20 protein-coding genes are annotated in these 21,988 nt (G+C 72.4%); 8 read left to right on the forward strand and 12 right to left on the reverse strand.

Annotated elements, in window-relative coordinates:
- Positions 1–4 precede the first annotated feature (4 nt).
- The 3 genes from FLL47_RS01195 to FLL47_RS01205 form a co-directional block, all read right to left on the reverse strand.
- Positions 5–2,101, reverse strand: a complete 2,097-nt coding sequence (locus FLL47_RS01195) for an amylo-alpha-1,6-glucosidase (RefSeq protein WP_144118510.1) — start codon at positions 2,099–2,101, stop codon at positions 5–7.
- Positions 2,098–3,303 carry a glycosyltransferase family 4 protein gene (locus FLL47_RS01200; RefSeq protein ID WP_246157421.1) on the reverse strand — a complete coding sequence of 402 codons (1,206 nt, stop codon included), beginning with the start codon at positions 3,301–3,303 and terminating at the stop codon, positions 2,098–2,100. Before FLL47_RS01200 ends, FLL47_RS01195 begins: the two co-directional genes overlap by 4 nt.
- A gap of 83 nt (positions 3,304–3,386) precedes the next feature.
- Positions 3,387–4,673, reverse strand: coding sequence for an MFS transporter (locus FLL47_RS01205; protein ID WP_246157442.1), 1,287 nt, complete (start codon positions 4,671–4,673; stop codon positions 3,387–3,389).
- Positions 4,674–4,750: 77 nt separating this feature from the next.
- Here FLL47_RS01205 and FLL47_RS01210 point away from each other — a divergent pair, with 77 nt between their 5' ends.
- A complete protein-coding gene (locus tag FLL47_RS01210; protein ID WP_144118512.1) occupies positions 4,751–5,716 on the forward strand; it encodes a GlxA family transcriptional regulator in 966 nt (321 codons plus the stop codon).
- Positions 5,717–5,844: 128 nt separating this feature from the next.
- Here the strand turns inward: FLL47_RS01210 and FLL47_RS01215 are convergent, their stop codons facing one another.
- A complete protein-coding gene (locus tag FLL47_RS01215; protein ID WP_246157422.1) occupies positions 5,845–6,759 on the reverse strand; it encodes a hypothetical protein in 915 nt (304 codons plus the stop codon).
- Positions 6,760–6,793: 34 nt separating this feature from the next.
- Between FLL47_RS01215 and FLL47_RS01220 the strand changes: the two genes are divergently transcribed.
- The 5 genes from FLL47_RS01220 to FLL47_RS01240 all read left to right on the forward strand — a co-directional run bounded on the left by FLL47_RS01220 (position 6,794) and on the right by FLL47_RS01240 (position 12,225).
- Complete coding sequence (locus tag FLL47_RS01220; protein ID WP_144118513.1) at positions 6,794–7,000, forward strand: DUF2277 domain-containing protein; 207 nt, start codon at positions 6,794–6,796, stop codon at positions 6,998–7,000.
- Between the two features lie 105 nt (positions 7,001–7,105).
- On the forward strand, positions 7,106–7,744 hold the full coding sequence (locus FLL47_RS01225; RefSeq protein ID WP_144118514.1) for a flavin reductase family protein: 639 nt from the start codon (positions 7,106–7,108) through the stop codon (positions 7,742–7,744).
- A 288-nt stretch (positions 7,745–8,032) separates the two neighbouring features.
- Positions 8,033–9,196: a sporulation protein gene (locus FLL47_RS01230; RefSeq protein WP_144118515.1), complete on the forward strand. Its 1,164-nt coding sequence runs from the start codon at positions 8,033–8,035 to the stop codon at positions 9,194–9,196.
- A 122-nt stretch (positions 9,197–9,318) separates the two neighbouring features.
- Positions 9,319–9,675 carry a VOC family protein gene (locus FLL47_RS01235; protein WP_144118516.1) on the forward strand — a complete coding sequence of 119 codons (357 nt, stop codon included), beginning with the start codon at positions 9,319–9,321 and terminating at the stop codon, positions 9,673–9,675.
- A 159-nt stretch (positions 9,676–9,834) separates the two neighbouring features.
- The gene (locus tag FLL47_RS01240) at positions 9,835–12,225 is read left to right on the forward strand and encodes an ATP-binding cassette domain-containing protein (protein ID WP_144118517.1); all 2,391 of its coding nucleotides are present in this window, start codon (positions 9,835–9,837) and stop codon (positions 12,223–12,225) included.
- 130 nt (positions 12,226–12,355) lie between these two features.
- Here the strand turns inward: FLL47_RS01240 and FLL47_RS01245 are convergent, their stop codons facing one another.
- The 4 genes from FLL47_RS01245 to cutA are packed head-to-tail and all read right to left on the reverse strand — an operon-like array spanning position 12,356 to position 15,505.
- Entirely contained in the window at positions 12,356–13,900 is a 1,545-nt protein-coding gene (locus tag FLL47_RS01245; protein WP_144118675.1) for an MFS transporter, read from the reverse strand.
- Positions 13,901–13,954: 54 nt separating this feature from the next.
- Positions 13,955–14,446 carry a hypothetical protein gene (locus tag FLL47_RS01250; RefSeq protein ID WP_144118518.1) on the reverse strand — a complete coding sequence of 164 codons (492 nt, stop codon included), beginning with the start codon at positions 14,444–14,446 and terminating at the stop codon, positions 13,955–13,957.
- Between the two features lie 57 nt (positions 14,447–14,503).
- Positions 14,504–15,130, reverse strand: coding sequence for a DUF998 domain-containing protein (locus FLL47_RS01255; RefSeq protein ID WP_144118519.1), 627 nt, complete (start codon positions 15,128–15,130; stop codon positions 14,504–14,506).
- A gap of 33 nt (positions 15,131–15,163) precedes the next feature.
- The gene (cutA, locus tag FLL47_RS01260) at positions 15,164–15,505 is read right to left on the reverse strand and encodes a divalent-cation tolerance protein CutA (RefSeq protein ID WP_246157423.1); all 342 of its coding nucleotides are present in this window, start codon (positions 15,503–15,505) and stop codon (positions 15,164–15,166) included.
- 243 nt (positions 15,506–15,748) lie between these two features.
- Between cutA and FLL47_RS01265 the strand changes: the two genes are divergently transcribed.
- Positions 15,749–16,063: a hypothetical protein gene (locus FLL47_RS01265; protein ID WP_144118520.1), complete on the forward strand. Its 315-nt coding sequence runs from the start codon at positions 15,749–15,751 to the stop codon at positions 16,061–16,063.
- 67 nt (positions 16,064–16,130) lie between these two features.
- Here FLL47_RS01265 and FLL47_RS01270 read toward each other — a convergent pair whose 3' ends face one another.
- The 4 genes from FLL47_RS01270 to FLL47_RS01285 all read right to left on the reverse strand — a co-directional run bounded on the left by FLL47_RS01270 (position 16,131) and on the right by FLL47_RS01285 (position 20,768).
- Positions 16,131–17,486, reverse strand: a complete 1,356-nt coding sequence (locus FLL47_RS01270; RefSeq protein WP_144118521.1) for an extracellular catalytic domain type 1 short-chain-length polyhydroxyalkanoate depolymerase — start codon at positions 17,484–17,486, stop codon at positions 16,131–16,133.
- Positions 17,487–17,692: 206 nt separating this feature from the next.
- Complete coding sequence (locus FLL47_RS01275) at positions 17,693–18,766, reverse strand: LacI family DNA-binding transcriptional regulator (protein ID WP_246157424.1); 1,074 nt, start codon at positions 18,764–18,766, stop codon at positions 17,693–17,695.
- Positions 18,767–18,867: 101 nt separating this feature from the next.
- Positions 18,868–19,608, reverse strand: a complete 741-nt coding sequence (locus FLL47_RS01280; protein ID WP_144118523.1) for an EcsC family protein — start codon at positions 19,606–19,608, stop codon at positions 18,868–18,870.
- On the reverse strand, positions 19,605–20,768 hold the full coding sequence (locus FLL47_RS01285) for an amidase family protein (protein ID WP_144118524.1): 1,164 nt from the start codon (positions 20,766–20,768) through the stop codon (positions 19,605–19,607). Before FLL47_RS01285 ends, FLL47_RS01280 begins: the two co-directional genes overlap by 4 nt.
- Before the next feature lie 62 nt (positions 20,769–20,830).
- Between FLL47_RS01285 and FLL47_RS01290 the strand changes: the two genes are divergently transcribed.
- Positions 20,831–21,919 (forward strand): winged helix DNA-binding domain-containing protein, encoded by a 1,089-nt coding sequence (locus tag FLL47_RS01290; RefSeq protein WP_144118525.1) that lies wholly within the window; start codon positions 20,831–20,833, stop codon positions 21,917–21,919.
- Positions 21,920–21,988 lie beyond the last annotated feature (69 nt).

Genomic DNA, 21,988 nt, shown 5'->3' on the forward strand with positions numbered 1-21,988 from the left:
GACCTCAGTTGATCACTGTGGAGGGTTCGGGCAGGCCGCGGACCTCGGCGTCGCTGCCCGACGCCGTGATCTTGAGCAGTGACCCGGCGAACGGCAGCCGGTCCACCGTCACGGTCCCCCACTCCTGCGGCAGCCGCGGCCGCAGCACCAGGCTGCGCTTGGGCACGTCCAGGTCCAGGCCGAGGAAGGCGCGCACGATCAGCAGCGGCGCCGCGCTGGCCCACGCCTGCGGCGAGCACGAGGTCGGATACGGCACCGGTGGACGGAAGCGGTCCGCCGCGAAGCCGCAGAACAGCTCGGGCAGCCGCCCGCCGAACGACATCGCGGCCCGCAGCAGCCCGTCGGTGAGCCGGTGCGCGAGCTCGACCGCACCGGGGATGTGGGCGTATCGCATCAGCCCGGCCACGCACAGCGCGGTGTCGTGCGGCCACACCGACCCGTTGTGGTAGCTCATCGGGTTGTACGCGCCCATCCGGTCCGACAGCGTGCGCAGCCCGTACCCGCTGTCCATGTCCGGCTCGGACAGCCGCGCGATCAGCTGCGCGGCGTGCTCGTCGGTGACGATGCCGGTCCACAGGCAGTGCCCGGGGTTGCTGGACATGGCGTCCATGCGGCGCTTGCGCCCGTCCAGCGCGATCGCGAAGTAGCCCTCGTCGGGCAGCCAGAACGCCTCGGCGAACAGCGAGCGCAGCTTGTCGGCCCGCGCCCGGCAGGATTCGGCCAGCGCCGTCTCCCCGAACGCGTCGGCCAGTTCGGCGCGGGCCAGCCACGCCGCGTACGCGTACCCCTGGACCTCGGCCAGCGCGACCGGCGGCTCGGCGAGCTGCCCCGCCGCGTCGTTGACCCCGTCCCAGCTGTCCTTCCAGCCCTGGTTGAACAGGCCGCGGTCGGTGGCGCGCTGGTATTCGATGAACCCGTCGCCGTCGCGGTCGCCGAAGCCGTCGATCCAGGCCAGCACCGCGTCGGCGGCCGGCAGCAGGGCCCGCACGTCGGACTCGGCCGCGCCCCACTTCCAGGCCTCGCCGAGCAGCGCCACGAACAGCGGGCTGGCGTCGATGGTGCCGTAGTAGTGCGAGCCGCCCAGAGCGGACGTGCTCTGCGGCCCGAGCCGCAGCTCGTGCAGGATGCGCCCCGGCTCCTCCTCGTTGCACGGGTCGACCTGGCGGCCCTGCAGCGCGGCCAGCGTGTAGAGGGTGCCCACGGCCAGCGACGGGTCCAGCGGCAGCGCCATCCACGAGGTGAGCAGGCTGTCGCGGCCGAACAGGGTCATGAACCAGGGCGCGCCCGCGGCCACGAAGGTGTGCGCGGAGTCCTCGCCCGCGGCGATGCGCAGCGCGTCGAGGTCGCGCACGCTGCGCCGCAGCACCAGACCCAGCTCCTCGTGCTGGGTCCGGATCGAGGTGACCTGGCGGCGCCACGAGTGCTCCTCGGCCTCCTCGGGCGTCAGGTGCTCGCGGAAGCGCGGCTCGATGCGCCTGCTCTCCACCACCGGATGCACGATGATCTCGGTGCGCCACTCGTCCCGGGCCGGGATGACCACCTGCCAGCTCAGCCCGTTGTGGCTGCTGACCGGCTCGCCGGTGGCATGCACGAGCAGGCCGCGCGAGTTGTCGGGCCGGCTGAACACCAGGTTGACCCCGCTGGCCTGCGCGTGGGTGGCCGAACCGGCGGCGTGGCCCTCCTTGACCGCGAACAGGTCGGCGAAGTCGGCGTCGACGTGCAGTTCCAGGTGCACCAGGGTGGCCTCGCGGCCGACGTTGGTCAGCGTGATGACCTCGCGCATGCCCTCGCCGACGATCCGCTGGCGCACCACCAGCAGCGTGCTGTCGGCGTGCCCGGCCGCGGGCGCGCGCCGCAGCATGAACCGGGACGAGAACGTGTCGGTGTCGGCCACCGACAGCGGCTGCGGCGCCTGGCCGTCGATGCGCAGCTGCCAGCGCGAGATGATCCGGGTGTCGCGGAAGAACAGGCCCTGCGCGCCCCCGGGTTCCATGTCCCCGTTGGGCGCGCAGATGCTGAACGTGGTGCCTTCGACGATGGTGACCTGACCCTGGCCGAGCGGCTGCGGGTCGCCTGCGTTGAGCGGTGCGGGATTCGTCACCGCTCACCCGCCGTGGTCAGCCGTCCGGCACGGACCGCCGAGCGGCCGTTGCGGCTGGATGTGCGCGGCCTGCGCCGCTCTGCCAGCGCGGCCCGGTAGGCCTGCACGTAGCCGACCGCCATGCGCTGGTCGCTGAAGCGCCGCACCACCTGCTCCCGGCACTCCGCCGGGTCCAGCTCCGACACCTTGCGCAGCGCCGCGGGCAGCTCCGTCGGGTCCTCGCAGATGAAGCCGCTCACGCCGTGCTCCACCACCTCGGGCACCGCGCCGCCGCGCAGCGCCACCACGGGCGTGCCGCATACCATCGCTTCGATCATCACCATGCCGAAAGGTTCCTCCCACTGCACAGGAAACAGCAGACAGCGGGCATTTGCCAGCAACTCACGCTTGAGTGTCGCGTCGGCGATGCCGATCATCTGGTCGTTCGGGCCGAGCAGCGGCTCGACCTGCTCCGCGTAGTACTTCTTCTCCGCCGGCTCGGCGCACTTGCCGGCCAGGATCAGCGGCAGCCCCGCCGCGTGCGCCGCGAGCACGGCGGTGTGCGCGCCCTTGTCGGCGCTGAACCGGCCCAGGAACAAAGCGTAGTCCTTCTTCTCCCGCTGGAACGGCCAGTCGGACGGGCACAGCCCGTTGTGCACGACCCCGATCCAGTTCAGCTCCGGAGCCAGCGAGCGCTGCCGCTGACTGATGCCGACCAGGGACAGGTCGCGGTCCAGGGTCTGGTAGTAGCCGCGCAGCTCCGAGTCGACCGGCCCGTGCACGGTGGCGACCGTGGGCAGGCCCATCGCGTCGTACGCGGGGGCGTTGAGCGGCCCGGCGAACGTGTGGTCGTGGACCACGTCGACCTCGCCCGCGGCGACGAGGTTCTCCACCACCCGGCGGGTCAGCGTGGCATAGATGATCTCGGGCCCGGGCTCGCCCAGCCGTTCCGGCACGGCCCGGTCCCACACCTGCCAGAACCTCGCCCTGGTGCCGTCTCGGCCGGCGCCGATCATGGTCACCCGGTGCCCCAGGTCGACCAGGGCGTTGGACAGGTCCGCGAGAACCGCCTCGATCCCCCCGTAAGCGGCCGGTGGCACGTCGAAGTAGGGCGGCGCCACCATCGCGATCTTCAACGGGGCGGTGCCGTTGGCAGGCAGGGTGCTCTGCACCCTGGCGAGATGTTCGGGCGTGGACACACCCTTCACCAGCGTGGTTATCACGGGTGTCTGCATACCCGGAGTAACCGGATTTCATGCCTGTCCCGACCCGCACAAGATCCAGATCGGGGCAGGTCAGGCCGCGATCATGCAGCCAGCCGCCAGCGCCGCAGCACGCCCGGCCGGGTGATGGCCAGGGACATCGCGGTCGCAGCCAGTGACAGCAGCCCGGCCCCGTAGAACGCCGCGGCGTACGAGCCGCTGCTGTCCCGGACCAGGCCGGCGACCAGCGCGATACCCGCCGCCCCGAACTGGTGCGAGGCGAAGACCCAGCCGAACACGATCGCCCCCGACGCGCCGAAATGCTGCCGGCACAGCGCGATCGTCGGCGGCACGGTGGCCACCCAGTCCAGCCCGTAGAACAGGATGAAGACCAGCATGCTCGGGTGCGGATCGGCGGCGAACAGCTCCGGCAGCAGCATCAGCGACAGCCCGCGCAGCGCGTAGTAGACGCCCAGCAGCCAGCGCGGGTCGAAGCGGTCGGTGAGCCAGCCCGACGCGATGGTGCCGACGATGTCGAAGATGCCGACCAGCGCGAGCAGGCTGGCCGCGGTGGTGGTGGGCATGCCGTGGTCGTGCGCGGCCGGAATGAAGTGCGTGCCCACGAGGCCGTTGGTGGTCGCGCCGCAGATCGCGAAGCCGCCCGCCAGCAACCAGAACGTGCGCGTCCTCGCGGCGTCGCGCAGCGCGCCCAGGGCCCGGCGGGCGGCGCCCGTGCTCACGGACGGGGCGGCCGCGGGCGCGTCGGGGTTCGCGCCGTACGCGGTGATGCCCAGGTCGGCGGGGTCGTCGCGGAGCAGCCAGAGCACCAGCGGCACCACCAGCAGCGCCGATCCGGCGACGGTCAACGCCGCCACCCGCCAGTCGTAGGCCTGCACCAGGCTCGCCAACAGCGGCAGGAACACCAGCTGCCCGGCCGCGCCACCCGCGGTCAGCACGCCCGTCACCAGGCCCCGGTGCTTGACGAACCAGCGGCTGGTGAACGTGGCCACGAACGCCAGCGCCATCGAGCCGGTGCCCAGGCCCACCAGCACGCCCCACAGCAGCATCAGCTGCCAGCTCGCGGTCATGAACACGGTCAGCCCGCTGCCCGCGGCGACCAGCAGCAGCGCCCCGGCCACCACCCGGCGCATGCCGAAGCGCTCCATCAGCGCGGCGGCGAAGGGCGAGGTCAGGCCGTACAGCACCAGGTTGATCGATACGGCGGCCGAGATGGTGCCACGCGACCAGCCGAACGCCTGCTCCAGCGGCTCGATGAGCACGCCGGGCGTGGCCCGGAACCCGGCCGCGCCGACGATGGACACCAGCGCCACTGCGGCGACCGCCCAGACGAGATTCTGACTTCTCGTCCTCTTCACCCTGTTTTCCAGCAACGTCACGCCGTCCATGGTCCGGATTCCATGCACCGGCAACCAGTGGCTTGACCGCCACTATGTGAAAGAATTCGGCCATGACCGTCCGCCACCGGGTCGCCGTGCTCGCCCTCGACGGGGTGATGGCACTGGACCTCGGCATCCCGAGCCAGGTGTTCAGCTGCGCCACCGACAGCGCCGGTCACCGGCTCTACGAGACCCGCGTCTGCACCCCCGACGGCGGCCCGATCCGCGCCAGCGCCGGCTTCGCCGTGCAGCCCGACCACGGCCTCGACCTGCTCGACTGGGCCGACACCGTGATCGTGCCCGGCATCCACCGCGAGCGCCTCGACGCCCCCACCACGGCTCAGGCCATGACCGCGCTCCGCGCGGCCCACGCCGCCGGCAAACGGATCATGTCCATCTGCACCGGAGCGTACGTACTGGCCGCCGCCGGCCTGCTCGACGACCGCCCCGCCGCCACCCACTGGGCCTACGCCGAGGACTTCCGCGGCCGGTTCCCGCACGTCGAGCTCGACGCCGACGTGCTGTTCATCGACGACGGGCAGGTGCTCACCTCCGCCGGCGTCGCCGCCGGACTCGACCTGTGCCTGCACGTGATCCGCCGCGACCACGGCAGCGAGGTCGCCAACCGGGCCGCCCGCCGCTGCGTGGTGGCCCCGTGGCGCGACGGCGGCCAGTCCCAGTTCATCGAACGCCCGCTGCCCGCCCCCGGCGACACCTCTACCGCGGCGACCCGCGACTGGGTGCTGGCCCGCCTCGGCGAACCCCTCGACCTGGAGCAGCTCGCCCGCCACGCGCGCATGAGCGTACGCACGTTCACCAGGCGGTTCCGGGAGGAGACCGGGCTGTCTCCGGGCCGCTGGCTCACCCGCCAGCGCGTCGAGCACGCCCGCCACCTGCTGGAGAGCACTGACCTCACCATCGACCAGGTCGCCGACCAGGCCGGTTTCGGCACCGCCGTCTCACTGCGCCAGCACCTGCGCGCCACGGTCGGCACCGCCCCGCTCGCCTACCGCCGCACCTTCCGCACCACGACCTGAGCGCACGTCGTCCGCGGGCCGCCTTTTTATAGACGTTGGCCTATCTCATCGAAAATGATCTCAAAATAGTCGATGAGATAGGCCAACGTCTATGACAGGGCGGGGTGGGTGTGCGGGGCCGGGCGGTGTCAGTGGCGGGTGTCGGCGGTCGGGGTCGGGGTCGGGGTGTCGGCCTCGGCCGGGTGGGCGGCGCCGGGGGTGAAGTGGCCGTTGCGGCCGGCCCGCCACAGACCCCACAACGCCAGCAGCGCCGCGACCACCAGCGGGCCGCCGTCGCGGACCAGCCCGTCCACCCCGAGCATCAGCATGCACAGCGGCAGGTGCATCAGCAGCACCAGCAGTGTCAGCAGTACCAGCAGCCAGCGCGCCCACGCCTTGCCCTTGACCAGGAAGATGCTCAGGAACAGCGCCGCGTAGCTGACCACGAGCGCGAACACGAACCAGCCCACGACCACGGGCAGCAGGGTCACCTCGCCCTCGAACACCCGCCCGATCGACACCACGCAGGCGACCAGCATCAGCGCGCTGTAACTGAACACGGCCACCCGGGTGGTCAGCACCCAGCCGGGCACCTGCGGGCGGCTCGGCATCTCCTTGCGGGTCAGCCCGTCGCGGCTGATCCACCAGCGCAACTTCGGCCGGCTCAGATACTCCTGCACGCTCGCCGACCGGTACAGCAGCAGCACCACGGTCAGGCACAGCACCGTCACCACGCCGAACCCGATGATCCCGGGCACCGCCGGCGAGCCGTGCCGCGGCACGACCAGCCGGGCCAGCGCGAACAGCGTCGTGACCGCGAGGATCAGACCGAACGGCGCGGCGCCGTGCCGGCCCCGCCACAGGTGGAAGATCAGCACCAGGAACAGCAGCGAGCGCAGCAGCGCCCAGGCGGTGCGCACGAACAGCGGGTAGCCGCCGTCCTCGGCGTAGTACCAGTTCAGCCACTCGACCGACGCCGTGGCCAGGGCGGTCACGGCGAGCAGGAGGGCCAGCACGCGTACGGCGGCGGGTCGGCTCTCGGTCATCGGCACGGCTGCGGACACCCGTCCATGATGCCCGCGGAGCACAATGGCAACCATGTGCCGCAGTATCAAGACCCTCCGCCCGCCGTTCCAGGAGATCGTCACCGAGGAGGACGTGCAGGCCGCCGCGCTGCAGTACGTCCGCAAGATCTCCGGTTTCCGCGCCCCGGCCGCGCACAACTCAGAGGCCTTCGACAAGGCGGTGGCCGCCGTGGCCGCCGCGACCGCCGAGCTGCTGTCCACCCTGCAGGTGCGCCGCTGACCTGATGCCACGTCCGTTCCCCGCCAGCGTGGCGGCCGCCGTCCCGGCAGTCTCGGAACCGGCCCCGGCACCGCGGGGCGCGGACGCGACTCCAGGACGGCGACAGTGCACCAGACCCTCGACCTCAAGGTGCTGTACTTCGGCACCCCGGTAGTGATCATCAGTTCCCGCAACCCGGACGGCACGACCAACCTCGCCCCGATGTCCTCAGCCTGGTGGCTGGGCAGCACCTGCGTGCTCGGCCTGGGCGACAGCGGGCAGAGTGCCGCCAACCTGCGGCGCGAGCGCGAGTGCGTGCTCAACCTGGTGCCCTCGACGCTGGTCGACGCGGTGGACCGGCTGGCGCTGACCACCGGCTCGCCGCAGCCCTCGTCGCGCAAGCTGGCGATGGGCTACCGCCACGTGCCCGACAAGTTCGCGGCGGCCGGGCTGAGCCCGCAGCCCTCGGAGCTGGTCGCGCCGGACCGGGTGGCGCAGTGCCCGATCCAGCTGGAGTGCGAGATCAGCGGCACGTTCCCGATCGGCGGCCCGGACCCGTTCGGCACCGCGTTCGTCGCCGAGGTCCGCCGCGCCCACGTCGAGCAGGACCTGATCATTCCCGGCACCCGTTACGTCGACCCGGTCGCCTGGGACCCGCTGATCATGAAGTTCTGCGAGTTCTTCGGCGGCGGCGACAACCTGCACCCGTCCCGCCTCGCCGCAGGCTGGCAGATGCCCCACGACCGCCGCCTCACCCCCGCCTGACGGACCGGCCCGCATCCGCGCTCGGCCTCCTCCACAATCCGGTCCCGCGCGTGCCCGGCCCCGTATGACCCCGGCCCCTGCCCCACCGGCCGCGAACGTCCGGCCCACCCGCTCGCGACCGCCCACCCGCCCAGCCCCAAGATCACGACCGCCCACCCGCCCGCCCCGCCCAGCCCAGCCCCAAGATCAGGCGACTTGCCCGGCACCTGTGCGTAAGCGCGGCCAAGATACGCACAGGTGCCGGGCAAGTTCGCAGATCTTGGGGCTGGGCGGCGGCATGATGGAGGCATGGTCCTGCGGCGCATTCTCAGCAGCCTGGGCTTCGGCGGGGTCGACGTCGACACGGTGCTGTCCACCCCGGCGACCAGGCCGGGCGGCGCGTTCTCCGGGCAGGTGCGCCTGCACGCCAAGGGCGACGTGGAGATCACCTCGGTGCAGCTGCTGCTGGTCGCGAACTCCGGCGGCGCGGAGGTCGAGCTGGGCCGCTACCCGGTGGCCGACCGGCTGGCGCTGACCGGGGGCACCGGCCATGCGGTCGGGTTCCACCTGGCCACGCCGTACTCGGCCCCCGTCACGCTGGTCTACGGGCACCCGATGCCCGGGGTGACCGTCGGGGTGCGCACCGAGGTCACCGTCGCCCAGGGCTCGGCGAAGACCGACTTCGACCCGCTGGGCGTCGAGCCGACCGAGATCGCCCAGTACGTGCTGGACGCGCTGGGCACCGTCGGCAGCCGCTTCGCGCGCAGCGAGCTGCGACCGGGCTCGCCGGTGACCCAGGCGATCACCTTCTACGCCCCGGTCCCGCAGGGTCAGCCGGTCGGACCGCACATCCCGCAGCTGGTGTTCACCCTCGCCGCCGACCCGCAGGGGCTCACCGTGGCGGCCGAGCTCGCGGGCCGGGCAGGCCCCGGCGACGTGCACCGGGTGACCGAGGAGCAGTTCCGGGCGCTGATCGCGCAGCCGGCCCAGTGGATCGAGCTGGTCGACGGCTGGGTGCGCCGCGCCCTGGACCGCGTCGCGGCGCTGCCGGACCAGGACCCGGGCTCGTTCATGCAACCCCCGGTGCAGACCGGACCGGCCGCGCCGGGACAGCCCCGCAAGCCGTACGCCTACCCGGGACAGGGCTTCGGCGGCTACCGCTACAGCGGCTACCGCGGCACCGGCACGCTGATCGGCGCCGGGCTGGGCGGCGCCGCGCTGGGCTTCCTCGGCGGCATGGTCGTCGGCGACATGATCCACGACGCGCTCACCCCGGACGTCGCCCCCGACACGACGGCCGCCGACACCCAGGACGCCGCAACGGTGGACGCCCAGGACCCGGGTGCGGCCGACACGTACGCCGACACCGGTTACGCCGGGCAGGGCCAGGGACCTGAGTCCGGCGGCTACGAAGCGGGCGGCTACGACTCCGGCGGTTTCGACTCCGGCTTCGGCGACTTCGGCGACTTCTGAGGGCCGGCGGGCAGACCGGCTCACACCGGCGGGCAGACCGGTCAGGAATGGAGAAGCCGACGCTCCTCACGGTCACCTAGAGTGACCGTCGTGGACATAGCCACTACGACCTGGGAGTGAACATGACCGACTCTTCGACCGCGGGCATCCTGACCGTGCTGCACCCGGTGACCGACCTCGCGGCGGCCAAAGCCGTGTACTCCGCGCTGCTCGGCGTGCAGCCGCAGGCCGACGGGCCCTACTACGTCGGTTTCGATGTCGCCGGTCAGCACATCGGCCTGGTGCCGGGCGGCGGGCCGCAGGGCATGACCTCGCCGGTCGCCTACTGGCACGTGCCGGACATCGAGGCGAAGCTGGCCGAGGTCACCGCCGCGGGCGGCAAGGTGAAGGAGCCCGCTCGCGACGTCGGCGGCGGCCGCCTGGTGGCCACCTTCACCGACCCCGACGGCAACGTCCTCGGACTCCTCCAGGACCAGTGAGCGCGACCGTCTGAGTGACCGGCCTGACGCCTCGGCCGGTCACTCAGCGTGTCCGAGGCCACAGGGATTCCACGGCCCGAAGCGGCATGGCTACCGTGGTTGCTGCGCCGAACGCCGACCCCCGCCGATCAGGTGGACCCGCCGACAGATGGAGACACGATGAGCAAGGCCACGAGGACGGACAAGCAGCCGCCCGAGGTGCACGCCGCCGACAGCCATGACCTGATCCGCGTGCACGGCGCGCGCGTGAACAACCTCAAGGACGTCAGCGTCGAGCTCCCCAAGCGCCGGCTCACGGTGTTCACCGGCGTGTCCGGCTCGGGCAAGAGCTCGCTGGTGTTCGGCACGATCGCCGCGGAGTCGCAGCGGATGATCAACGAGACATACAGCGCCTTCGTGCAGGGCTTCATGCCGACGCTGGCCCGGCCCGACGTCGACGTGCTCGACGGGCTGACCACCGCGATCATCGTCGACCAGGAGCGGATGGGCGCCAACGCCCGCTCGACCGTCGGCACCGCAACGGACGCCAACGCGATGCTGCGCATCCTGTTCAGCCGGCTCGGCAAGCCGCACATCGGCTCGCCGCAGGCGTACTCGTTCAACGTCGCCTCGATCAGCGGCGCGGGCGCGGTCACCATCGAAAAGGGCGGCACCACCACCAAGGAGCGCCGCAGCTTCAGCATCACCGGCGGCATGTGCCCGCGCTGCGAGGGCATGGGCCGGGTGAGCGACTTCGACCTGTCGGCGATGTACGACGACAGCAAGTCGCTCAACGAGGGCGCCCTCACCATCCCCGGCTACAGCATGGACGGCTGGTTCGGCCGCATCTTCAGCGGCAGCGGCTTCTTCGACATGGACAAGCCGATCCGCAAGTTCACCAAGAAGGAACTGCACGACCTGCTCCACAAGGAGCCGACCAAGATCAAGGTCGAGGGCATCAACCTCACGTACGAGGGCCTGATCCCGAAGATCCAGAAGTCGATGCTGGCCAAGGACGTCGAGGCGATGCAGCCGCACATCCGGGCCTTCGTGGAGCGGGTCATCACCTTCGGCACCTGCCCCGACTGCGGCGGCACCCGGCTGAGCGAGGCCGCGCGCTCCTCGAAGATCGGAAAGATCAACATCGCGGACGCCTGCGCGATGCAGATCAGCGACCTGGCCGACTGGGTCCGCGGCCTCAAGGAGCCGTCGGTCGCGCCGCTGCTCGCCAAGCTGCAGCACACCCTCGACTCGTTCGTGGAGATCGGGCTCGGCTACCTCTCCCTCGACCGGCCCGCGGGCACGCTGTCGGGCGGCGAGGCGCAGCGCACCAAGATGATCCGCCACCTCGGCTCGTCGCTCACCGACGTCACGTACGTCTTCGACGAGCCCACCATCGGCCTGCACCCCCACGACATCCAGCGGATGAACGGCCTGCTGCTGCGACTGCGGGACAAGGGCAACACGGTGCTCGTCGTCGAGCACAAGCCCGAGGCGATCGCGATCGCCGACCACGTCGTCGACCTCGGCCCCGGCGCCGGCACCGGCGGCGGCACCGTCTGCTTCGAAGGCACCGTCGAGCAACTGCGCACCAGCGGCACCCTCACCGGCCGCCACCTCGACGACCGGGCCACCCTCAAGGAGAAGGTGCGCACCGCCACCGGCAGCCTCGCCATCCGCGGCGCGAAGGCGAACAACCTGCGCGACGTCGACGTCGACATCCCGCTCGGGGTGCTGGCCGTCATCACCGGCGTCGCCGGCTCCGGCAAGAGCTCGCTGGTGCACGGGTCGATCCCCGACGACGAGGGCGTCATCTCCATCGACCAGGGCGCGATCCGCGGCTCGCGGCGCAGCAACCCGGCGACCTACACCGGGCTGCTCGAGCCGATCCGCAAAGCGTTCGCGAAGGCCAACGGCGTCAAGCCCGCGCTGTTCAGCGCCAACTCCGAGGGCGCCTGCCCCACCTGCAACGGCGCCGGCGTCATCTACACCGACCTGGCGATGATGGCCGGCGTGGCCACCGTCTGCGAGGAGTGCGAAGGCAAGCGGTTCATGGCCTCGGTGCTGGAGTACCGTCTCGGCGGCCGCGACATCAGCGAGGTCCTGGCGATGTCGGTGACCGAGGCCGAGGAGTTCTTCGGTGCGGGCGAGGCCCGCACCCCGGCCGCGCACGCCATCCTCGACCGCCTCGCCGATGTCGGCCTCGGCTACCTCAGCCTCGGCCAGCCGCTCACCACGCTGTCCGGCGGCGAGCGGCAGCGCCTGAAGCTGGCCACGCACATGTCGGAGAAGGGCGGCGTCTACGTCCTCGACGAGCCCACCACCGGCCTGCACCTGGCCGACGTGGAGCACCTGCTCGCCCTGCTGGACCGGCTGGTCGACTCCGGCAAGTCGGTCATCGTCATCGAGCACCACCAGGCGGTCATGGCGCACGCCGACTGGATCATCGACCTCGGCCCCGGCGCCGGCCACGACGGCGGCCTGGTCGTGTTCGAGGGCACCCCAGCCGACCTCGTCGCCGCCCGCTCCACCCTCACCGGCCAGCACCTCGCGACGTACGTCAACCGCTGACCGAGCGCGCGGACCCGCATCCGACTCGCGTCGCCCCGACTGGTGAAAGCCGCCGGGGCGACGCGAGACAGGTGACGGAGAGCGAACCGCGCCAGGCGCCCGTCCTCGGTGACGTGGTGTCGGCGCAGGTTCAGGCGTCGTAGACGGTCTGCTGGTCCAGAGCCGGGTCCTGTCGCGACCGGTCCACGCCCCCCACACGGCGCTCCGCCGTCGGCAGGCCTCCGGCGACGCCGGGACGGGCCGATTCCCGGGCCGCGGCCCGGTGGCTCGCGCGTACGTCGATCAGCGCGATGACCAGCGAGACCAGTACGAAGGCGATGGTCACCCACAGCCCGTGCCGGAACGCGAGGGCGAAGTCGCCGCCGGTCGTGGCGACCGTGGCGAAGAAGACCGCGCCGACCACGGCGATGCCCACCGCCGCGCCGATGCGCTGGCCTGTCTGCAGCACTCCCCCGGCGCTGCCCGCGCCCACGACGGGCACCTCGGCCAGCGTCAGCGTCTGGTTCGGCGCGATCACCAGCCCGCTGCCGATACCGGCGACCAGCAGCGGCAGCGCCGTGGCCCAGCCGTCGTGGCGGCCCGGCACCAGCTCGACGGCGATCTCGACACCCACCAGGCCGATCGCCACCAGCCCGAGTCCGATCGCGATCAGCCTGCGGCCGACCCGGGTCACCACCCGGCCGCCGAGGCTGGCCGAGACCGCCGAGCCGAGCGCGAACGGCACCGTCGCGACGCCCGCCTGCAGCGCCGTGTAGTGCAGACCCTGCTGCAGGTAGAGGGTGAAGATGAAGAAGATCGCGGTGAACCCGGCGAAGTAGGCCAGCCCCAGCAGCGCGCCGAGGGCGTACGAACGGCGGCGGAACAGGCTCAGGTCGACCATCGGATGCCCGTGGCGCGCGTACCGGCGCTCCCAGGCGACGAACCCGCCCAGCACCGCCACCCCCGCCGCCAGCAGCAGCCACTTGCCCTGCCCGACCCACACCTCCTCCTGGATCAGCGGCAGCAGCACCAGCACCACACCTGCGGCCAGCAGCACGACCCCGACCGGGTCGAAGCTCTCCTTGCGCCGCTGGTCGTCGCAGAACTTCGGAATGAAGCGGTACGCCAGTCCGATCGCCAGCGCCCCGACCGGCACGTTGACGTAGAAGACCCAGCGCCACCCCTCGGCCGTACCGGCGGCCTGGATCAGCAGGCCGCCGAGCAGCGGGCCGATGGCGGTGGAGATACCGACGGTCGCGCCGAGCATGCCGAACGCGCGGCCCCGCTCCGCACCCCGGAACAGCTGCTGGATCAGCCCGCTGATCTGCGGATTGATGATGCCGCCCGCCGCCCCTTGCACGATGCGCGCGACCACCAGCCACAACGCGCTCTGCGCCAGCCCGGCCGCGGCACTGGCCAGAGTGAACAGCGTGACCCCGGCTACGAACGCGTTGCGCCGCCCCTTCATGTCGCCGAACCGCCCGGCGGGCACCAGCAGCAGGCCGAAAGCCAGGGCGTATCCGGAGACGACCCACTGCAGCGCGCTGTCGGAGGCGTGCAGTCCTTCCCGGATCGACGGCAGCGCCACATTGACGATGCTGACGTCGAGCAGCGCCATGAACCCGCCGACCAGGCACACGCTCAGCGCTCGCCAGCGGCGCGGGTCCGGCGTGTAAACGTCGCCTTCGCCACCCATACGCACAGGTCAGAGCGTATCGGCGAACCATGCCCGCGAGTCGGCTTTCGCCCGTCACCGACCGGATCGCACCCGCCCGACGGCGACCAGGCCGTCCGCCAGGCGCTGCAGCAGCTCGTGCCTCGCGACAGCCTCATTGATCAGCCGCGCCACTTCCTCACTCCGGCGTGGACGGCGGCGCCACGGGTTGGCCGCGAGCCACATGGCCGCCTTGGCGACCACCTCGTCGCCGTCCCGCAGGTGGACGTGCACCCCGCCCAGGCGTGCAGTCGCCTGCGCCACCTGCGCCAGCGGCACTTCCCGGCGACTGCTCGCAAGGTTGTCGACGATGACTCTGTCCTCGGTCAGGACCAGCGTCTCGCGCCAGCCCGCACGCACGACCAACGCGCCTCCGGCCGCGACGAGCCCTTGGATGATCAGCGAGGCGATGCCCTCGTCGCCGTCAGCCCAGCCCCGTAGGGCCATGCCGGTGATCCAGGTGTAGACCAGCACCAGAGCGCCGCAGCGGATGAAGCGGATCGCAGGTGAGGGCCAGGTGCGTGACACCCGGGGAGCATAGACCGGCCCGCACAGCCCTCCACCTGCGGATTCACCAGGTCCTCGTCACGAGGTCGCCATGTAGGCCTTGGCGCGCCAGGCGAGCATGGTCAGCCAGGTCCAGCCCGTCAGCAGGGACAGGCGCTGCCACAGCCCCGCCGTGTCCACCAGTGACGAATCCTGCTGGAAGCCGACCCCGGACAGGAAGAAGAACCCGAGGAAGGCCAGCCCGGACAGCACCGAGTACACCGCCCAGGTGCGGCCGGAACCGGCGGCCAGTACGAAGGTCGCCGCGCCGAGACTGAAGAAGGCCACCACGGAGAACAGGTCGTGCAGCGCCCCAGCGGTGCTGTAGGCGGCGGGCAGGGCCGGGGTGCCCGCGGGGTAGCCGCTGACCGGGTCGGTGACGAACAGTCCCGCACCGACGAGGCCGACACCCCAGAGCCCGACGAGGACCGCACCGATCTTGCGGCGTACGCCCGAAAGGTGCAGCAGAGCTGCCGCGAAGGCCACCGTGAGCAGGCCGCAGGCGACGAACACGGCGGTCTGCACCCAGCCGTAGGGTCCCAGTGCCAGCGAGCTGACCGGATGCCGCAACACCTCGTAGCCGCCCGGCTTCACCGCGCCCTGGATCAGGAAGGCGACGACGAACAGCGGTCCGGCGAGCACGCCACAGGTGCACAGAGCCTTCATGACCGTCGATTCTGCCCCGGCGGGCCGCCGCCGTCACTGCCCGGTTTCGGCGGCCACCCAGTCCAGGTAGGCGGGGTTGCCCGCGACCACCGGCGTGCACACGATCTCAGGCGTGTCATACGGGTGCCGGTCGAGGATGTGCCGCTCCAGTGCCGGGTAGCCGTCGGCCGTGGTCTTGAAGACGAGCATGTACTCGTCTGCCTCCTCGACCGCGCCCTGCCAGCGGTACACGCTGCGGATCGGGCCGCCGAGCTGCGCGCACGCCGCGACCCGCGCCTCGACCGCCGAACGAGCCAGCGCCAGTGCCGCGTCCCGGTCGTCCAGAGTCGTGACGACCTGGACGAACTTCGCGTCGCCCATCTCCACCTCCGTCATCGCCGCGTACCGGACACGCTAGTGCCCACCCCGTGGGCAGCCACGACGCGGCCACCGCATAATGGCTCGCCCCGGCTTGGCGAGGGGTTCCACCCGCGGCGGCGGTGACAGACGTGTACCAGTCGAGGACGCATGGGTGGAGGACTTCGAGGACTTCGAGGACTTCGTGCGGGTGCGGTCGAGCGCGCTCGCACGGACCGCATACCTGCTCACCGGCGACCGGCACCAGGCGACGTTCCGGCGGTGCCGCTCCAACTGCCGGGCACCGGCCAGGGCAACGCGTCCACGCTCCTGCTGGAACCCGGCGGGCCCCGCCGTGTGGTGGTCGCTGATCCCGGCCTGGACACCTTGTGCCCGATCTGGGCGTCAGACGCGCTCGCGGGCGAGCCGCACGGGTGGCCGTTCGGGGTGTCCACCGCACGGTGGACGTGGTGGTGGCGGGAGATCTTCGTCGGGCTGTCGGCGCTGGCGGGGCTCGGCGTGCTCCGCAGGAATCTGCGCCGCAGGCCCGCGCAGCCCTCACCCGGACCGGACCGGCCCGCCGCCGAGCCCGCCTGACACGGCTCGTCCCCGGTCACGGTCTGCGGGCGGCCCGCAGACCGTGACCGGGACGGTCACCGGTGCATCACGCGATGGTGCAGGCGCTGCCGTTCAGGGTGAACGACGGCGGCTTGCCGGTGTTGCCGGTGTGGTTGGCATTGAACCCGATGGTGGTGCTCGCGCCGGGCGCGAGCGTGCCGTTGTAGTTCAGGTTCCGGGCGGTCACCGTGCCGCTGGTCGGCGAGTAGGTCGCGCTCCAGCCGGAGGTGATCGCCTGCCCGCCGGGCAGCGTGAACGCCAGCGCCCAGCCGTTGACCGTGGACGTTCCGGTGTTGGTGATGGTGATGTTCGCGGTCAGGCCGGTGTTCCAGGCGTTGACCGTGTACCCGACCCGGCACGCGCCCTGCGGCTGCGGGCTCGGCGGGGTGCTCGGCGACGGCGGGGTGCTGGGCGAGGGCGGGGTGCTCGGCGACGGGGGCGTGCTGGGCGACGGCGGGGTCGACGGGCTCGGCGGCGCTGAGGTCAGGCCGAAGAACTGGATCGCCATCAAGGCCTGGCCGCTCAGTGGCAGGTTGTGGCCGACCCCGGCCAGGCTGACGCCCTCGACCGCGACGTTGACGCCCGAGCCGCCGTAGCGGGTCCGGGTCCAGCCGGACTGCGGCGTGTCGGTGTACGTCGGGGTCTGGCTCAGGCCGTGCACGTTGGTCCACTGCTTGATGGCCTCGCCGAAGTTCGGGTAGCGCAGCGTCGCGTCGTCGGTGCCGTGGAACAGCTGCATACGCGGCCGGGGCCCGGTGTAGCCGGGGTAGGCGGCGCGGACCTGGTCGCCCCACTGCTGGGCCGTCTTGATCAGCTGGCCGTTGGCGCAGGTGCTGTTCCACATCGAGCCGTCGGTCGTGGCGAAGCACCCGAACGGCACGCCCATGAAGGACGAGCCCGCCTTGAAGACGTCCGGGTACGCCCCCAGCAGGACGTTGGTCATCATGCCGCCGGACGAGGCGCCGGTGGCGTAGACGCGGCCGGCGTCGCCGCCGCGGTTGCTCACCACCCACCGCACCATCGAGACGATGCTGAGCGAGTCGCTGCCGCCGTTGTGGGTCAGCGATGCCGACGACGACACGTCGAAGCAGCTGCCGCTCCGCGTCGCCGACGGGTAGATCACGATGAACTTGTACTGGTCGGCCAGCTGCGCGAACTGCGTACCCGAGTAGAAGGCCGGGCCGGTGCCGGTGCAGTAGTGCACCGCGACCACGACCGCGGGCCGGGTGCCGATGTTGTCGGGCACGTACAGGTGCATGCGCAGGTTGCTGGGGTTGGTTCCGAAGTTGGTGACCTCGGTGAGCGTCGCCGCCGCGGCAGGTGGTGTAGCGACCACCAGTCCTCCCACGATGGCCAGGGCCGACGCGGCGAGCGCCAGTAACGTCCTGACTCCTCTTTGCATGGTGTCTCCTCCCGCGGCGGGGCAGCGCCACTGAGAAACGTTTCCAATATGTAAGCGAATGCATTCGCCCGAACCATAGACGTCGATGCGAAGCAGGGTCAAGGCAAGCCGGGGACCGGTACTTTCGGCGCGCTGGACGGCGGCTCAGCCGGTGATCACGGCGCCGGGGTGGCGACACGCCGCTGAACACGTCCACACGTTCATGATCAACGTGGCGGGGGCGGCGGGGCGGTGCTGGCGCGGAGGGTGAGGTCGGTGGCCAGTTCGACGCGCAGGCGGGGTGGCACCTCTCCGGCGGCGAGGGTGAGGGCGAGGTCGGCGGCGGCCGCGCCCATCTCGGCCAGCGGCTGGCGCACCGTGGTCAGCGCGGGGCCGCTCCAGCGGGCGAACTCCAGGTCGTCGAAGCCGACCACGCTCAGGTCGTCGGGCACCCGGCGACCGGCCCGGCGGGCCGCTTCGTACACACCGAGGGCCAGCAGGTCGTTGCAGCAGAACACGGCCGTCGGCGGGGCGGACAGGGCGAGCAGATCCCGCCCGTGCCGCAGGCCGTCCTCGTAGGACAGCGTGCCCGAGCGCAGCAGCTGCTCCTCGACCGGCACACCCGCGGCGTCCATCGCGGCGCGGAAGCCGTCGAGGCGGGCTCGGGCGGCCAGGAAGCCGGGCGGCCCGCCGATCATCGCGATCCGGCGGTGGCCCAGTTCCAGCAGGTGGCGGGTGGCGGTCAGGCCGCCGTTCCAGTTCGCCGCGCCGACCGAGGGCACGCTGTGCACCGGCTCGCCCGTCGGGTCCAGCGCCACCAGCGGGATCCCGCTCGCCGCGAGCCGGGCGTGCTCGCGGCGCATGGCCGCGCCGTACACCGCGATGACCGCGACCGGACGCCGCCGCAGCACCTGGTCGAGCCAGCCGGGCCCCGACGCCGTCTCGGTGAAGCCGACGGCGAGCTGGCGCGCGCCCGCGACCTGCGCCACCCCGCGCATGATCTCGATGGCCAGGTGGCTCTCCAGCGCCTGGAAGGCGACCTCCAGCATCGGCGCCTGGGTGACCGCGTCGGGGCGGCGGTAATCCTGCTCCCGCAGCACCCGTTCGACCCGCTCGCGGGTCTCGGCGGCGACACCGGGATGTCCGTTGAGCACTTTGGACACGGTCGGTGCGGACACCCCGGCCAGCCGGGCGACGACCGCGACCGTGGTCTCCCCGCGGCGTCTGCCCCGCCGCGCGACGGGCGCGCTCTTCGCGGCGCGCCCGGTCTGGGCGGGCAAGGCCGCCGTTGCGGGGGGCACGGCGTCGGCCGACCCGGTCCTGGCGGCATGATGCCCGGGACCGCCGGGCGGGGCCGGCGGTCCGGGCAGGTCGTGGCCGGTGACGGCCGGATCCGCAGCGGTCACTGCGAGGCCGGGCGCGGGTGCGGCACGGCGGTCAGGGCCGGCGGCCGGTACAGGTTGATCGTGCGCGAGGCCAGGTCGTTGACGGTCGACGAGTTCGCCCACGCGCCGAACACGATCGCCGCGAACGGGATCGCCTTCGCGGCGACCTTGCGCACCGCCCGCATCCCGGCCATCTGCGCGAGCTTCCAGCTCAGCCGCCCGAGCGCCCGGCCGACCGGGGCCCGGCTCGCGGTGGTGCCGACGCCCTTGGCCAGCGCGGCTCCGACGCCTTCGCGGCCCTGGGCGACGCCGAGCGCCAGCCGGGCCGCCTCGGTCGCCTTGTGCACCCGCTGCAGCACCAGCAGGTCGGTGGCCCGGTCGGGGTGGGTCGGGTCGACGCCGTACACGGCGGCCAGGTGCAGCACCAGGCGGCTCTGCGTCCAGGCCAGGGTCGCCAGGTCGGCGATCGCGCCGGGCAGGCCGACCGAGCCCGACACCGCGCCGGTGAACCTGGCGTGCCGCCGGAACCGCTTGACCGCGAGCTGCGCCAGGCCGTCGGGGTGCATGTTCGGGTACATGGTGCGCATGCGCGCGACCCACGCCGCGGCCTGCGGCCCGATCCGGGTCACCGCCTCCAGCGCCAGGTGTTCGGGGGCGTACTGGGGATCGGCCTTCATCCGCTGCCACAGCCCCGGCGGCGGGGCCTCGCGGACGTCCAGGTCGGAGTCTGCCGGCGCGAGCGCGCCCGGTTCGGTCATCGTAGAACCTCCGCGAGTTCGAGCAGGGACTCGTCCGTGCCGGGCGCGCCGATCAGGCACAGCCCGACCGGCAGGCCGGCCACGGCCGCGCCGGGAACGCTGAGCGCGGGCAGGCCCGCGACGCTGGAGATGCCGGTGAGGCCGAGGATCGGGGCACGCAGCGGGCCGGTGTCGACGCCACGCCCGGGGGCGGGCGCGGGCGCGGTCGGGACGACCAGCACCGCGCCGTCGAGCAGCCGCGCCATCGTGGTCCGGACCGCGGTGATCTCCCGGTCGGCGGCCATCAGTTCCTCGTGGGTACGCGCCGACGCCAGGCGCACCCGCTCACCCACGCCGGGGCCGAAGACGGGTTCGTGCTCGCGTACCCAGTCACCGTGGCGCTGCCAGAACTCCCAGCCGGTGCGCACCGCGTACGCGAACCGGTAGTCCGGTGCCGGAGCCGAGCCCCACAGCGGCTTCTCGTCGCACGGCAGCGTCGCGGCCAGCCGTTCCAGGGCCGGCTGCAGCGCCTGGCGTACCGCCGGTTCGGCCAGCTCCCACAGGTCGGCCGGGGCGACGAGCCCGCGGATCGCAGTGGTGTCGGGGCCGCCGGTCAGCAGCACACCGGTCGCCGTACGCAGCAGCGGCAGGTCACGGGTGAGCAGGCCGGGTACGTCGAACGAGCCGCACAGCGGCACGACCCCGGCCCGGCTGACCCGGCTGTGGCTGGGGCGCAGGCCGTACAGGCCGCACCAGCCGGCGGGGATGCGCACCGAGCCGCCGGTGTCGGTGCCCAGCCCCAGGTCGGCCGAACCCTCCGCGACCGCGGCGGCGGTGCCGTTGGAGGAGCCGCCCGTGATGTGCCCCGGTGCGGCCGGATTGTCCGGCGCGCCGTAGTGCGCGTTGGTGCCGAACAGGCTGTACGCCATCTCGTCGGTGTGCGTCTTGCCGACGATGTGCGCGCCCGCGCCGGTCAGCACGGCCACCGCCGCGGCGTCGCGGACCGCGGGCGGGTGCGTGGCGAGCCAGGTCGGGTTGCCGGCGCCGGTGGGCAGGCCGGCCACGTCGAACAGGTCCTTGACGGCCAGGCGCACGCCTAGCAGCGGGCCGTCGGCCTCGGGGCGCGACGGGATGTCGTCCACCCAAGGCACGTACGGGCCGGGGATCGGCAGCTCGGTCATCGCACTCTCCTACCACGAGCGCCCGGCCGGACCGGCGGGCGCACCACGTAGCTTAAATGCCTATGGCCCCTGTGCTCAGTCGTCAAACACTCAACCGCGCCCTGCTGTCTCGCCAACTGCTGCTGCGACGTGCGCACACACCGGTGCACGAGGCGGTCGCGCACCTGTTCGGGCTGCAGGCGCAGGCCCCGAACCCGCCGTACGTCGCGCTGTGGAACCGGCTCGAAGACTTCGCGCCCGGCGAGCTGTCGCAGCTGATCACCGACCGGCGGGTGGTCCGCATCGCGCTGATGCGCTCGACGATCCACCTGGTCACCGCCGACGACTGCCTGGCGCTGCGGCCCTGGCTGGCGCCGGCGCTGGAACGCGGGCTGGCGGCCGGATACGGCAAGCAGCTGACCGGGCTGGACCTGGACGCGGTCGCCGCACACGGCCGCGAGCTGGTGGAGGCGCAGCCACTCACGTTCGCGGAGCTCGGCGCGCTCCTCGCACAGCGGTTCCCGGGCTACGACGCCGGGGCGCTCGCGCCGGTGGTGCGCATCCGGGTGCCGCTGGTGCAGGTGCCGCCGCGCGGGCTGTGGGGATCGAGCGGGCAGGCCGCGCACACCTCGGCGGAGTCGTGGCTGTCCGCCGGGCTCGCCGTCCCTTCGGCCGAGGACATGGTGCTGCGTTACCTGGCCGCGTACGGCCCGGCGAGCGTGCGCGACGTGCAGGCCTGGGCGGGCGTGACCCGGCTGAAGGAGGTCGTCGAACGCCTGCGGCCGCGGCTGTCGGCGTTCCGCGACGAGCACGGGGTGGAGCTGTTCGACCTGCCCGACGCGCCCCGCCCCGACGCCGACGCGCCCGCGCCGGTGCGCCTGCTGGGCGAGTTCGACAGCGTGCTGCTGTCGCACGCCGACCGCACCCGGATCATCTCCGACGAGCACCGCAAACGCATCTTCACCATCAACGGCATCATCCGGCCGACCGTCCTGATCGGCGGGTTCGTCGCCGGGATGTGGCGCATCGAGCGCGAACGCGGCCGGGCGGTGCTCGCCGTCGAGCCGTTCACGGCGTTCACCGCCGCCGACCGCGACGCGGTGGCGCAGGAGGGGGCCCGGCTGCTGGCGTTCGCCGCCCCCGACGCGGCGCACGAGGTCCGGATCGGCTGATACCGGTGACGGCGTGGGGGACCGGGCAAGGGCGCCCCGCGGGGCCCGCGCCGGGGCGGCGAAGAGGGG

Origin of the sequence: Catellatospora sichuanensis, assembly GCF_007483665.1 — a bacterium.
Classification (GTDB): domain Bacteria; phylum Actinomycetota; class Actinomycetes; order Mycobacteriales; family Micromonosporaceae; genus Catellatospora; species Catellatospora sichuanensis.